Here is a 13,887-nt window from a genome sequence, read left to right as displayed (position 1 = left end):
CGGCGTTACAATTCCCGCCTGTTTTCGCGGGGATCGACGATGAAGCCACGGTGGGCCATGGGGCTGTTGGGCGCGCTGCTGTGCGCCGGCGCGGTGCAGGCGGCGGACACGTTCGCCAGCGGCACGGTGTACGAGGAGCGCGATGGGCAGCCCGGGCGCGGCGCGCGCGATGCCGGCCTGCCCGGCGTGCAGGTCTCCAACGGGCAGGACATCGTGTTGACCGACGCGCAGGGCCGTTATCGCCTGCCGGTGCGCGACGGGCAGGTGGTGTTCGTGATCAAGCCCGATGCGTATCGCTTCGACAGCGCCGCCGACGGCCTGCCGGCCTTCTGGCGCCTGTACGCGCCGCAGGGCGGCCCGCGCCTGCGGTACGCCACCGCCGCCGCGGATGCCGGCGCACCGACCGATTGGGATTTCGGCCTGCGCCGCGCCGCGCCTGCCGCGCGCGATGGCTGGCAGATGCTGGTGATGGCCGATTCGCAGGTCGCGCGCGAGGTCGACATCGACTACTACGCGCGCGACATTATCGAGCCGCTGCGTGGCCACACGCAGGCGCGGCTCGGCACGACGCTGGGCGACCTGGTGTCGGACGACCTCAGCCTGTATCCCGCATTGAACCGGGTCACCACCAGCCTGCAGGTGCCGTGGTTCCACGTGCCCGGCAACCACGACCTCAACGTCGACGCCGCCGATGACGACGCTTCGCTGAGCAGCTGGCGCGCGGTCTACGGCCCGGACACCTACGCGGTGAACGAGCAGGGCGCCAGCTTCGTGTTCCTCGACGACGTGGTGTACCAGCCGGGTGCCAAGCCGGGCTACATCGGCGGGCTGCGCGATTCGCAGTTCGCCTTCCTGGAGAATTACCTGCGCACGCTGCCCAGGCAGCGGCTGCTGGTGCTGGGCATGCACATCCCGCTGTTCGACGCCGCGCCGGGCCGCGAGACATTCCGCCATGCGGATCGCGCGCGCCTGTTCGCGCTGCTGCGCGATTTCCCCCACGTGCTGGTGCTGAGCGGGCACAGCCACACGCAGCAGCACTACTACCATGGCGCCGACGAGGGCTGGGCGGGTGCCGCGCCGCTGCACGAGTACAACGTCGGCGCCGCGTGCGGCGCGTTCTGGTCGGGCGTGAAGGACGCGGCCGGCATTCCGGACGCGACCATGGCAGACGGCACGCCGAACGGCTACGCGGTGCTGACCGTGCGGCCGGGCGGGGCCTACGCGCTGGATTACCACGCCGCGCGCGACCCGGACGATGCGCAGATGTATCTCCACGCGCCCCAGGTGCTGCGCCAGGGGGCGTATCCGGCGTGGGGCGTTTACGCGAACGTGTTCATGGGCCAGGACGACACGGTGGTCGAATATCGCGTGGATGGCGGCCCGTGGAAGCCGATGAAGCGCGTGGCGCAGCCGGACCCGCGCCTGCTGGCGGAGAACGCGCGCGATGACATGGCCGCGCAGCTGCGTGGCTTCGACCGCTCGCCGGAGGCCACGCCCTCGCCGCACCTGTGGCGCGGCGCATTGCCGACGGACCTGGGCGAAGGCGAGCATGCGGTGGAAGTGCGCGCGAAGTTGCCGGGCCGGGAGGCGACGGCGAAGACGGTGTACCGGCTGGCAACCGCCACGCCTTGAGTCCGCGCGGCACGCCGGTGGCGGCCGCCCCTGGCCCGTGAGGCACATACGAAAACGCCTCCGCGAAGGGAGGCGTTCGGTGGGCGATCCTGGCGGGCGAGCGAAGGCGGGCGGGCTGAGATCAAACCGCGGCGGGCAATGGCTGGCGCGGTGCCGGCATTCTAGTGGCTCGCGCGCCTTGCTGGCGAAATACGAACCTCTCTCAAGGGTGCGGGGCCGCCGCCGCGTCGTCCACCGGGGGATAGGGATACGGCACCGCCGGGCCGGCGTGCAGGCCGGCGCGCCAGTGCGCCAGCGTGGCGCCGATGCGCTTGCCTTGGGAGATCTGCGGCAGCGAGGGCAGCTCGCCCTCGGCGCGCTCGCGCGCGGTGATCGCGGTGCTCGCCAGGCGGTAGGCTTCGACGAAGTCGTCGGTGCGGTTCATCGCATCGACCAGCCACGCCTGTCCGAAATAGGTGGCGTTGGCGGTGTTGCCGCAGCCGAACGAGGGCCGGTCGGCGCGCGCGGCGGTGATGACCAGCGTGTCGGCCGAACGCAGCCGCGGGATGAAGCCGCCCGAATAGCAGGCCGACAGCACGATCACCCGGTGCTTGATCCCGGCATCGTCCAGGGCCTGGCGCAGGTCTTCCGGGGTGAGGTAGTCGTAGCCGTACGGCCCGGTGTCCACGTACAACGCGTGGTCTTCGGTGCCATGCGTGGAGGCGAACAGCAGCAGGATGTCCTCCTCGCGGTCCATCAGCGCGCCGATGCGCGCCAGGCTGTCGTAGAGGTTGTCGTAGGTCGCCATCGGCGCGTAGCGGTGCGCGCCGAAGTTGTCGGCGGCGTTGACCAGGGCCAGGGCATGCCCGCGGCTGTCGAAGCGCTCGCTGAAAAGCGTACGCAGGTAGAGCACTTCGTTGCGGAAAACCGGGTCGCTTCCATCGCCGGCGAAACCGAGCACGAAGAGGTCGCTCACACCGGGGCGTTGCGGCGCCAGGCCGGCCAGCGCGGCCTCCAGCTGCGGCGCGTCCAGCGGATCGGCCGGCGCGAATGCCTCATCGCGCCCGGCGGGGGGCGACGACGCCGCGCCGGTCAGCAGCAGGGCCGGCCCCAGGGCGAGCAGGCAGCTGAGCAGGCGGCGAAGCGGCACCAGGCGCATGGAGAAAGCGGGTCGAGGTCATGCGCCGCCGGCGCCATGGCACCGGCGGCGGGTACGTCAGGCGAACACGATCTGGTCGAACGCTTCCACGCGCTGGTGCTTGCCCACTTCCAGGCCGCTGCGCGGGGTGGGGTAGTCGCTGAGGCGGTCGAGCAGGGCGGTGTGCATGCCGGCGCGGCCGGCCGCGTCCAGTTCCTCCACCACGTCGGACAGGAACAGGATCTGCGGCGCGGGCAGGCCGATGCTCTCGGCGATCTTGCGGTAGCTGTTGCTCTCGCGCTTGGGGCCGACCTGGGTATCGAACCAGCCGGAAATCAGCGGGGTGAGGTCGCCCGCATCGCTGTGCGCGAAGAACAGCTTCTGCGCCGGCACCGAGCCGGAGGAATACACGTACAGCGGGATACCGGCCTCGTGCCAGGCGCGCAGCAGGCGCGCGGCATCGGGGTAGATGTGCGCGGTGAAGTCGGCATCGCGGTAGCCGGCCTCCCAGATCATGCCTTCCAGCGCCTTGAGCGCGGTGTCCTTGCGGTCCTCGTCGATCCACTGCTGCAAGGTCAGCACCAGCGTGTCGTCCGGCACGTCCTCGCCCAGCGCGTCGGCCACCTGGTTGAGCCAGTGGCGCACCTGCGGATGGCCGCCGTGCTCGCGCACGAACTTGGGCAGTTCGCGGCGCGCATAGGGGAACAGCACGTCCTTGACGAACGAGATGCTGCTGGTGGTGCCTTCGATATCGGTGAGGATCGCCTGCGGTTGGGTCATCGTCAGCTCGCCTTTCTCTCGGGTTGGTAGCGGGGGAACTGTCGTGCAATGTCGGTGCCGGTGAAGTGTCCCACCCAGCCGTCCGGCTCGGTGAAGAAACGGATCGCCACGAAATACGGCTCGGCGCCCATGTCGAACCAGTGCAGGGCGCCATCGGGCACGGCGATCAGGTCGTCCTTCACGCACTCGATCTCGTAGACCTTGCCCTCCACGTGCAGCGTGAACAGGCCCGAGCCGGCGACGAAGAAGCGCACCTCGTCTTCCTTGTGGAAGTGTTCGTCAAGGAACTTGGCGCGCATTTCCTCGCGCTTGGGGTTGTCCGGCGCGATGGAGACCACGTCCACGGTCTTGAAGCCGCGCTCGGCGACGAGGCGGTCGATGTCGGTGCGGTAGGCGGCCATCACCTCTTCGGGCGACGCGCCCGGCGCGATGGGCTGGTTGGCCTGCCAGCGCTCGAACACCACGCCGATCGGCTTGAGCGCCTCGGCGATCTGCGCGCCGTCCTGGCTGTCGAACAGCGGGGTGTCCGGATTGGTTTCTTCGAAAATGCGGAGTCGGCTCATGGCGGCGGCAACGAAAGGGCGGGGGGAGGACGAATCAGAGGGTAACGCGCAGCTTGCGCAGCTCCAGCTCGCAGTGCAGCAGGAACTCGAAGGCTTCCAGGTGGCGGCGCGCCTCGGCCATGTTGCGGCCCCAGGCGTACAACCCATGCCCATCGATGAGATACCCCCACATGCACTGCTTGTCCAGCAGCGCGTCCACCTGGGCGGCCAGCACGTTCATGTCCTGGGTGTTGGCGAACACCGGCACATCCAGCGCGGTCTCGTGGGTGGTGTTGCCCTCGAAGGCCTTCAGCAGCTCGTAGCCTTCCAGGTGGATGCGGCCTTCGCCGGCGAACAGCCGCGAGGCGATGGTCTGCACCGGCGAGTGCGTGTGCAGCACGCAGCCGATCTCCGGGTAGCGCCGGTACAGCTGCGTATGCAGCAGCGTTTCGGCGGAGGGCCGCAGCTGGCGGCCGACCGGGCGGCCGTCGAAGTCCACCACCATGATGTCGTCTTCCACCAGCCGGCCCTTGTCGCGGCCGGACACGGTGATGGCCGCGTGCTGGTCATCCAGGCGGTGGGAGAAGTTGCTGCTCGTGGCCGGGGTCCAGCCGGCCTGGGCCAGCTCGCGGACGTTGCCGATCAGCAGCTGCGCCAGCTCATGCAGGCGCGCGGTGCTGTAGGGGACGGGGGTCTGGTTCATGCCCACATTCTAGGGCTTTCGCCGCGTAGCGGGAGGTGAGCGGCCAGCCTGCCCCCCGGAACCGATGGCGCTGCCCGGCGCGCGGGCGGCGCCGGGTGTTTATCCGCGCAGCCGGCTGTGGCGGTAGCCGTAGGCGAAGTAGATCGCGAAGCCGCCCACGGTCCAGAACGCCATCAGCATCCAGTTGTGCGCCGTCATCGCCGACAGCAGCGCCAGGCAGCTCAGCACGCCCAGCGTGCAGATCAGCGGCGCGGCCGGCATCTTGAACGGACGCGGCAGGTCCGGCTGGGTACGGCGCAGGATCAGCACGCCCGCGCACACCGCGGCGAAGGCGATCAGCGTGCCCATCGAGGTCAGCTCGCCCAGCACGTCCAGCGGGAACAGCGCCGCCAGCAGCGCGATGCCCACGCCGGTGATCACGGTGTTGATGTGCGGCGTGCGGTACTTGGGATGGATGCGGGTGAACACCTCCGGCAGCAGGCCGTCGCGCGCCATGATCATGAAGATGCGCGGCTGGCCGATGATCATCACCAGCACCACCGAGGACAGGCCGATCAATGCGCCCACCTCCACCACCACGCGCAGCCAGGCCAGCTCCGGATGGGCGGCCACCGCCGTCACCACCGGTTCGTCGGTGCCGAGCATCGTGTAGGGCACCAGGCCGGTCATCACCGCGGCCATGGCGATGTACAGCACGGTGCAGATCACCAGCGAGAGCAGCATGCCGATGGGCATGTCGCGCTGCGGGCGGTGCGATTCCTGCGCCGCCACCGATACCGCCTCGAAGCCGATGTAGGCGAAGAACACCATCGATGCGCCGCGCAGCACGCCTTCCCAGCCGTACTTGCCCGGGCCTTCGTTGGCCGGGATGAACGGGTGCCAGTTGTCCGGGTTCACGTACTTCCAGCCGACCACGATCACCAGCACGATCAGGCCGCTCTTGAGCAGCACCATCGCCATGTTCATCGCCGAGGACTTGCGGATGCCCACGTAGCACAGCCAGGTCAGCAGCAGGGTGATGCCGGCCGCCGGCAGGTTGGCGATCGCGCCGGTGGGGCGCAGCTGGGCATCGAGCGGGGCGTTCACCAGCGCGGCGGGCAGCACGATGTCGAAGTGTTCGAGCAGGCTGAGGAAATAGCCCGTCCAGCTCACCGCCACCGCCGAAGCGGACACGCCGTATTCGAGCACCAGCATCCAGCCGATGAACCAGGCCGCCAGCTCGCCGAAGGTGGCGTAGGTGTAGGTGTAGGCACTGCCGGAGACCGGCACCATCGCGGCGAACTCGGCATAGGCCATCGCGCAGAACGCGCAGCAGATGGCCGCCAGCAGGAACGAGAGCATGATCGCCGGGCCGGCGTGGTTGGCCGCCGCGGTGCCGGTGATGACGAAGATGCCGCCGCCGATCACCGCGCCGATGCCCAGCGCGGTCAGGCCCCAGGGGCCGAGCGCGCGGGTCAGGCCCAGCCCGCCGGCATCGGCGTGGCTGGCGTGGGGATGTTTGGTGGCCCAGAGTTGCTTGAGCATGTAAGGCGTTCCGGTGGGGTCGGGCAAAAGGCGAAGCCGGCGCGGGCGCCGGCTTCGGGTCGGATCAGGCCTGCTTGGCCAGGCGGCTGTGGCGCATGCCGTAGAAGAAGTAGATGCACAGGCCGATCAGCGTCCAGCCCACGAACACCTTCCAGTGTTCCTGGAACGCCTGCAGGAACAGGCCGATGCAGGCCAGCGCGCCCAGCGGGCAGACCAGCCACACCCACGGCACGCGGAACGGGCGCGGAATCTCCGGGCGCGTGTAGCGCAGCACCAGCACGCCCACGCAGACCGTGGCGAAAGCCAGCAGCGTGCCCATCGAGACCAGCTCGCCCAGCACCTTCAGCGGAATCAGCCCGGCCAGGGCGGCCGCCACCACGCCGACGATGATCGTGCCGACGTAAGGCGTGTGGAAACGCTTGTGCACCCGGCCGAGCAGCGGCGGCAGCAGGCCATCGCGCGACATGGTGTAGAAGATGCGCGGCTGCGCCATCAGCATCACCAGGACCACCGAGGACAGGCCGGCGATGGCGCCGATCTCCACGGCCGTCTTCAGCCAGGCCAGCTGCGGATACTGTTCCAGGGCGGTGGCCACCGGCTTGGCGGTGCCCAGCTCGGTGTACGGCAGCAGGCCGGTGAGCACCGCGCAGACGATGATGTAGATCACCGTGCACACCGCCAGCGAGCCGAGGATGCCGATCGGCATGTTCTTCTGCGGGTCCTTGGTTTCGCCGGCCGAGGTGGACACCGCGTCGAAGCCGATGTAGGCGAAGAACACGATCGAGGCGGCGCGGAAGATGCCACTCCAGCCGAACACGCCCGGCGCGGTGTTCTCGGGGATGAAGGGATGCCAATTGGCCGGGTTCACGTAGGACCAGGCGAAGCCGACGAACAGGCAGATCACGATGATCTTGATCGCCACCACGATGCCGTTGACGAACGCGGACTGGGTGATGCCCACGTAGCACAGCGCGCTCACGCCCGCGACGATCAGCACCGCCGGCAGGTTGATGATCGCGCCGGAGGCGACGAAGGCGTGCCCGGTCCAGTCCAGCGGCGCGTTGGCCAGCTCGGCGGGGAAGGGGAGCCCCAGCGTGGTGGTGATGAAGCTCACCAGGTAGGCCGACCAGCCCACCGCGACGCTGGAACCGGCGAACAGGTACTCCAGCACCAGGCACCAGCCGATGAACCAGGCCATGCCTTCGCCCAGGGTGGCGTAGGAATACGAGTAGGCGCTGCCGGAGACCGGCATCATCGCCGCGAACTCGGCGTAGCACAGGCCGGCCAGGGCGCAGGCGATGCCGGCGATCACGAACGACAGCACCACCGCCGGGCCGGCGTGGCCGGCGGCCGCCTGGCCGGTCATCACGAAGATGCCCGCGCCGATGACCGCGCCGATGCCCAGCATCACCAGGTGGCGGGCGGTGAGCGTGCGCTTGAGGGTGGCTTCGCCTTCCAGGCTGCCCTCGAACGGCTCGCCGGCATCGACGTGGCCGGCGGGCTCGACCGGTTTGACCCTCAACAGTGACTTCAGCATGCGGTTGCTTCCCGGGAAATGGAGTACGGGGCGCGGCCGGTCGGCCGTGCCCTTCTGGGGCTGTGGGGGTTCCGGCCAGGCCGGAAGGTGGCCCGTACCTTAGCCAATGCTGAAGCCAGACCACAAGCGCAGTGCAGCATCGGCGAGGGATAATTCCGAATCTTTTTTGCCCGGAAGCCTGATATGACGCCCGACCGCTCGCCGATCCTCCGCCGGCAATTCCGGGAATACGCCGGGCGCTGGCCGGCCGAGGCCGCGGTGGCGGGGGAGTTCCTGGCGCTGCTGGACGACGCGCAGGCGCCGTTCGCCCGCGAGCGCCTGGCCGGCCACTTCACCGGCTCGGCGTGGCTGGTCGATGCCACCGGCACGCGGGTGCTGCTCACCCACCACCGCAAGCTGCAGCGCTGGCTGCAACTGGGCGGCCATGCCGATGGCGACGCCGACCTGGCGCAGGTGGCGCTGCGCGAGGCGCAGGAGGAGTCGGGGCTGGAGGGCCTGGTGCTGGCCGAGGACGCGCCTTTCGATCTGGACCGCCACTGGATCCCCGAGCGTGGCGAGGTGCCCGGGCACTGGCATTACGACGCCCGCTACGTGGTACGGGCGACAGGGCCGGAGGACTTCGTGGTCAGCGAGGAATCGCTGGCGCTGGCGTGGCGGCCGGTGGCCGAGCTGCTGGAGGACCCGCAGTCGGACGCATCGATGCGGCGCATGGCCGGCAAGTGGCTGGCGCGCTGAGGGCGGCAGCGGGGTCGTCGCGTCGCTTGCCTGGCGCTTTGCCTGCCTGGCGCTTTGTAGGAGCGGCTTCAGCCGCGACCACGTGGTGCACGGTGGTCGCGGCTGAAGCCGCTTCTACAGGGGCGACAGCCGTCGCACCGCTGCCTCAATACAGGATGCGCGTGCGCAGCGTGCCCGCGATGGCGGCCAGCTCGTCCTTGATCACCGCCGCCTGGCTTTCGTCGGCGCTGATGTCGATCACCACGTAGCCCACCTTGGGGTCGGTGCGCAGGAACTGGCCGTCGATGTTGACGTTGTGGCGCGAGAACAGCTCGTTGATCTGCGACAGCACGCCCGGCACGTTGCGGTGGATGTGCAGCAGCCGCAGGCTGTCGGCGTGTTCGGGCAGGGTGACTTCCGGGAAATTCACCGCCGAGAGCGTGCTGCCGTTGTCGCTGTAGCGCACCAGCTTGGCCGCCACCTCGATGCCGATGTTGTCCTGCGCTTCCAGCGTGCTGCCGCCCACGTGCGGGGTCAGGATCACGTTGTCGTGCGCGGTGAGCGGGGAGACGAACGCATCGCCGTTGCCCTTGGGCTCGACGGGGAACACGTCCACCGCCGCGCCGCCCAGATGGCCTTCGCGCAGCGCCGCGTCCAGCGCCTCGATCTCCACGACCGTGCCGCGCGAGGCGTTGATAAGGTGCGCCCCGCGCTTCATCTTGGCGATCTGCGCGGCGCCGAACATGTTCTTCGTGGAGGCCAGCTCCGGCACGTGCAGGGTGACCACGTCCGAATGGGCGAGCAGGTCGTCCAGGTCGGTGGCCGGGCGCGCGTTGCCCAGCGAGAGCTTGGTCTCGATGTCGTGGAAGAGCACCTGCATGCCCAGCGCCTCGGCCAGCACGCCCACCTGCGTGCCGATGTGGCCGTAGCCGATGATGCCCAGCGTCTTGCCGCGGGTCTCGTGGCTGCCGGCCGCGCTCTTGGACCAGCCGCCGCGGTGGCATTCGGCGTTCTTCTGCGGGATGCCGCGCAGCAGCAGGATCGCCTCGGCGATCACCAGCTCGGCCACGCTGCGGGTGTTGGAGTAGGGCGCGTTGAACACCGGGATGCCGGCCAGCTCGGCCGCCTCCAGGTCCACCTGGTTGGTGCCGATGCAGAAGCAGCCCACCGCGATCAGCCGCTTGGCCTCGGCCAGTACCTCGGCGGTGAGGTGGGTGCGCGAACGGATGCCGACGATGTGCGCCTCGGCGATGCGCGCCTTCAGCTCGTCCTCCGGCAACGACTTGGCGTGGACCTCGATCTGCGAATAGCCGGCCGCGCGGAAGGTATCCACCGCGGTCTGGCTGACGCCTTCGAGCAACAACACGCGGATGTCCTGCTTGGGGAACGAGGTCTTCTTCGGCGACATGGCAACGGCGGCGGGCGTGGTGCGGGGCGGTCACTATGCCAGAGCGCGAACCGTTTTGGTGCGCCGCCACATCGCGCAAGCCCTTGTGGCGCAATGGTTTCAGCTGTATCGAAGGCTGCGCGATCGCGCGGCTGGACGACGACCTCCCACAGCTGGCAGGCTGTGACGCTTTCTTTCTTGCCGCATCGACGATGACCGACCCCCGCATCGCCTCGCTGGAACGCGCCGTCCACGGCCTGCGCCTGAAGACCGACCCGGCCGACCTGGAACATTACGGCCGCGACTGGACCCGGCGCTGGACCCCCGCACCGCTGGCCATCGCGCTGCCGGCCTCGGTGGCCGAGGTGCAGGCCATCGTGCAGTGGGCCAACGCGCAGGGCGTGGCGATCGTGCCGTCCGGCGGGCGCACCGGGCTGTCCGGCGGCGCGGTGGCGGCCAACGGCGAGTTGGTGCTGAGCCTGGAGCGCATGAACCAGGTACTGGATTTCAACGCGGTGGACCGCACGCTCACCGTGCAGGCCGGCATGGCGCTGGAGGCCGTGCACAACGCCGCGCTGGAGCAGGGCTTGATCTACCCGGTGGATTTCGCCGCGCGCGGCTCGTGCTCGATCGGCGGCAACATCGCCACCAATGCCGGCGGCATCCGCGTGATCCGCTACGGCAACACGCGCGAGTGGATCGCCGGGCTGAAGGTGGTGACCGGCACCGGCGAAGTGCTGGACCTCAACCGCGCGCTGGTGAAGAACTCCAGCGGCTACGATTTCCGCCAGTTGCTGATCGGTTCGGAAGGCACGCTGGGCATCGTGGTGGAAGCCACCCTGCGCCTGACCGACCCGCCGCCGCCGGCCAACGTGATGCTGCTGGCGTTGCCCTCGTTCGAGGTGCTGATGCAGGTGTTCTCCGCGTTCCGCGCGCGCCTGCGCCTGGAGGCGTTCGAATTCTTCACCGACCGCGCGCTCGGCCACGTGCTGGCACACGGCGCGCAGGCGCCGTTCGCGGAGGTGTACCCGTTCTACGTGGTGACCGAATACGCCGCCGGCGACGAGGCGCAGGAAGCCGCCGCGCTGGCCGCCTTCGAGGACTGCATGGAACAGGGCTGGGTGCTGGACGGGGTGATCAGCCAGAGCGAGGCCCAGGCCCAGCAGCTGTGGCGCCTGCGCGAGGGCATCACCGAAGCGGTGGCGCGTTACAAGCCCTACAAGAACGATGTGTCGGTCCGCATCTCGGCGATGCCCGCGTTCCTGGCGCGCACGCAAGCGCTGCTGGGCGAGGCCTACCCGGATTTCGAGGTGGTGTGGTTCGGCCACATCGGCGACGGCAACCTGCACATCAACGTGCTCAAGCCCGACGGCTATGGCGATGCGGAATTCATCACCGCCTGCGAGCACGTCACCAAGCTGCTCGCGCAGGTGCTGGCCGAGTTCGACGGCAGCATCTCGGCCGAGCACGGCATCGGGCTGGTCAAGAAGCCCTACCTGGAATGCACGCGTTCGGCGGCGGAAATCGCGCTGATGCGCGGGGTGAAGCAGGTGTTCGACCCGAACGGACTGCTGAATCCCGGCAAGCTGTTCGACGTATAGGCACATCGACGGCCGCGCGTGGCGCGGTTACGCTTGCGCCCATCCGATGGCCGCCGCGTCCCGCCTCATGATCCGTCCGCTCTTGCTCTGCGCCTTGTTCATCCTGCCGGCGAGTGCTTTCGCCAGCAGTTTCGCCGGCACCTCCGCCGGTGCTTCTTCGGCCGGTTCGTCGGCGTCCTCGGGCAGCACGTCCGGCGATGACAAGGTGCTGCTGGCCGCGCGCGACGATGCCGCCGCGTTCGTCGCCAGCGATGGCCAGCTGCGCAGCGCGCGGCTGGAAGCGGCACTGCGCCAGCTGCGCGAGCGCGACGCCGCCGCCGTGCGCGCCGACGATCTCGCGCTGGCGCGGCGCCTGCTGGCGCTGTGATTTCCGCGGGCCGGGCGCCGCGCGCCCGCCCGTGGCATCTCGGGCTGGCGCTGGCCGGCCTGTGCCTGGCGCTCTCCGCGCGGGCTGCCGAATCTACCGAATCACCTGCCGCCGCCCAGCTGCTGGAGGCCGCGCGTGTTCGCCTGCCCGTCGCGTGGGCGAACGCGTTGCCCGCCGATCTCACCGTCGAGGCCCGCGACGACCTGCCCGCGCACGTCGGCGGACGCACCTGGGGCACGCGGGTTCGCCTGGACCGCACGCTGGTGGACGCCTGGGCCGATGCCCCGGCCGATCCCCCACACGACGCACGCGCACGGCTGGCCCTGGCCACGCTGATCCATGAGTTGGCACACGTGCTCGACCGCGGCCCGCGCGGTGGCCTGTCGCGCGACGCCCGGCTGCGCGACCTCGCCGGCTGGCCGCGCCGCCGCCTGTTGCCCGGCCGCGGGCCCAACGACCTGCGCGACCGCAGCCCGGACGCTTACGAATACACCAGCGCGCGCGAGTTCCTCGCGGTCAACCTGGAGCACTACGTCCTCGACCCCGAGTACGCCTGCCGCCGCCCCCAGCTCGCCGCCTGGTTTCAGGCCCGGCTGGGTCCCGCGCCGCTGCCGCGCGCGCCCTGCGCACAGGCGCTTCCCTTGCTGCAAGGGCAGGGCACCGACGGAGAACTGGGCTGGCTGGCGCTGGACCCCGCGCGCGTGTATGCCATCGACTACCTGCATGCCGAAGGCAACGACGCCCCGATGAGCCGCTGGGGCCACACCATGCTGCGGCTGGTGATCTGCGCGCCGGGCCGCGCCCCCGGTCCGCAGTGCCGCCTCGACCTGGCCTGGCACCGCGTGCTGTCGTTCCGCGCGTTCGTCGACGACGTGCAGATCTCCAGCTGGCGCGGCCTGACCGGCGGCTATCCCTCGCGCCTGTTCGTGCTGCCGCTGGAGCAGGTGATCGACGACTACACCCAGGTCGAACTGCGCGGCCTGGCGTCGATACCCCTGGCGCTGGATCGCGCGGGCATCGACGCCGTGCTCGCCAGGGCGGCCCAGTTGCACTGGAGCCATGACGGCCGCTACGCCTTCCTCGGCAACAACTGCGCGGTGGAAACCTGGAAGCTGCTGCGCGACGCGGACCCGCGCATCGGTGCGCAGGCGCACTGGCGCGGCATCACCCCCCAAGGATTGCTGGCCGCCCTGACGCGCGCCGGGCTGGCCGATGGCGCGATGCTGGCCGATCGCACCGCGGCCGAGCGCCAGGGCTATTACTTCGCCTCCGCGCAGGCCCGGTACGAGGCCATGTTCCAGGTGGCCCGCGCCGGCATGGCGTTGCCGGCGCATTCGGCGCGGGAATGGCTCGACCTCCCGCCCACGGTCCGCACCCCCTGGATCGCCCGGGCCGACCTGCGCGCCACGGCTGCACTGTTGCTGCTGGAGCAAGCCGCGCAACGGCGGCAGGAACTGTGGGCGCGTGACTGGCTCAAGCGCAGGCTGGGCCAGCGCGATGGCGAAGCCACGCACGCACGCGAGCAGGTACGCCAACTTCTGGCCGATGCCGGCGTGCTCGCGCAGCCCGCCGCCCTGCTGGCGGGCGTGCCGGGCTACGGATTGCCGCAGGCGGCCGAGCGCGAGGCGCTCATGCAGCGGCTGGCCGAACGCAACGCACGCCTGAAGGCAGGCTGGCCCGCGCTACGGCTGCAAGCGCGCCAAGCGCTTCCGGCAAGGCAGCGCGAAGACGGGCAGGTGATCGACCAGAACCTGGCGCGAATCCAGGCGCAGCTGCGGCGATTGGCCGGCGAGTGACGCGCACCTCCGGGCATCGCAGGACCACCCAGGTGAAAGGTCCAGCAAAGCATCACGCACGCATGCGCTTGGCTAACCGTCCGCGCTGAACCGTCGGGGCTGTGGGGGCGGGGCCCTTTCGGGACCGTAGGCGACATGGATGTCGCCTACGAGCCTCCATGGATGGATTCACGGCGTGTCCCGAAAG

General features: G+C 69.9%; 12 protein-coding genes. 5 read left to right on the top strand and 7 right to left on the bottom strand.

Annotated features, from left to right (window positions below; translation table 11 throughout):
- Positions 1 to 39 precede the first annotated feature (39 nt).
- Positions 40 to 1,632: a calcineurin-like phosphoesterase family protein gene (locus tag P6166_RS14975; protein ID WP_277765245.1), complete on the top strand. Its 1,593-nt coding sequence runs from the start codon at positions 40 to 42 to the stop codon at positions 1,630 to 1,632.
- 202 nt (positions 1,633 to 1,834) lie between these two features.
- Here P6166_RS14975 and P6166_RS14970 read toward each other — a convergent pair whose 3' ends face one another.
- From P6166_RS14970 to P6166_RS14945, 6 genes are all read right to left on the bottom strand, one after another.
- A complete protein-coding gene (locus P6166_RS14970; protein WP_277765244.1) occupies positions 1,835 to 2,770 on the bottom strand; it encodes a C13 family peptidase in 936 nt (311 codons plus the stop codon).
- A 57-nt stretch (positions 2,771 to 2,827) separates the two neighbouring features.
- Positions 2,828 to 3,529, bottom strand: coding sequence for an acireductone synthase (gene mtnC, locus P6166_RS14965; RefSeq protein ID WP_130319952.1), 702 nt, complete (start codon positions 3,527 to 3,529; stop codon positions 2,828 to 2,830).
- Positions 3,530 to 3,531: 2 nt separating this feature from the next.
- The gene (locus tag P6166_RS14960; RefSeq protein WP_277765243.1) at positions 3,532 to 4,092 is read right to left on the bottom strand and encodes an acireductone dioxygenase; all 561 of its coding nucleotides are present in this window, start codon (positions 4,090 to 4,092) and stop codon (positions 3,532 to 3,534) included.
- A gap of 34 nt (positions 4,093 to 4,126) precedes the next feature.
- Positions 4,127 to 4,774: a methylthioribulose 1-phosphate dehydratase gene (locus P6166_RS14955; protein WP_277765242.1), complete on the bottom strand. Its 648-nt coding sequence runs from the start codon at positions 4,772 to 4,774 to the stop codon at positions 4,127 to 4,129.
- Between the two features lie 99 nt (positions 4,775 to 4,873).
- Complete coding sequence (locus tag P6166_RS14950; RefSeq protein ID WP_277765241.1) at positions 4,874 to 6,298, bottom strand: amino acid permease; 1,425 nt, start codon at positions 6,296 to 6,298, stop codon at positions 4,874 to 4,876.
- A 64-nt stretch (positions 6,299 to 6,362) separates the two neighbouring features.
- Complete coding sequence (locus tag P6166_RS14945) at positions 6,363 to 7,835, bottom strand: amino acid permease (RefSeq protein ID WP_277765240.1); 1,473 nt, start codon at positions 7,833 to 7,835, stop codon at positions 6,363 to 6,365.
- 183 nt (positions 7,836 to 8,018) lie between these two features.
- Between P6166_RS14945 and P6166_RS14940 the strand changes: the two genes are divergently transcribed.
- Positions 8,019 to 8,570, top strand: a complete 552-nt coding sequence (locus P6166_RS14940; protein ID WP_277765239.1) for an NUDIX hydrolase — start codon at positions 8,019 to 8,021, stop codon at positions 8,568 to 8,570.
- 145 nt (positions 8,571 to 8,715) lie between these two features.
- Here P6166_RS14940 and serA read toward each other — a convergent pair whose 3' ends face one another.
- The gene (gene serA, locus P6166_RS14935; protein WP_277765238.1) at positions 8,716 to 9,957 is read right to left on the bottom strand and encodes a phosphoglycerate dehydrogenase; all 1,242 of its coding nucleotides are present in this window, start codon (positions 9,955 to 9,957) and stop codon (positions 8,716 to 8,718) included.
- Between the two features lie 191 nt (positions 9,958 to 10,148).
- On the opposite strand from serA, the gene P6166_RS14930 reads away from it, so the two are divergent.
- From P6166_RS14930 to P6166_RS14920, 3 genes are all read left to right on the top strand, one after another.
- A complete protein-coding gene (locus P6166_RS14930) occupies positions 10,149 to 11,537 on the top strand; it encodes an FAD-binding oxidoreductase (protein WP_277765237.1) in 1,389 nt (462 codons plus the stop codon).
- A 67-nt stretch (positions 11,538 to 11,604) separates the two neighbouring features.
- Positions 11,605 to 11,904, top strand: coding sequence for a DUF2388 domain-containing protein (locus P6166_RS14925; RefSeq protein ID WP_277765236.1), 300 nt, complete (start codon positions 11,605 to 11,607; stop codon positions 11,902 to 11,904).
- On the top strand, positions 11,901 to 13,700 hold the full coding sequence (locus tag P6166_RS14920) for a DUF4105 domain-containing protein (protein ID WP_277765235.1): 1,800 nt from the start codon (positions 11,901 to 11,903) through the stop codon (positions 13,698 to 13,700). The genes P6166_RS14925 and P6166_RS14920 overlap by 4 nt, the downstream gene beginning before the upstream one ends.
- Positions 13,701 to 13,887: the final 187 nt, after the last annotated feature.

The organism is Stenotrophomonas sp. HITSZ_GD (assembly GCF_029543105.1).
In the GTDB taxonomy this organism is placed as follows: Bacteria; Pseudomonadota; Gammaproteobacteria; order Xanthomonadales; family Xanthomonadaceae; genus Stenotrophomonas_A.
This window is presented reverse-complemented; position numbering and strand designations above follow the sequence as displayed.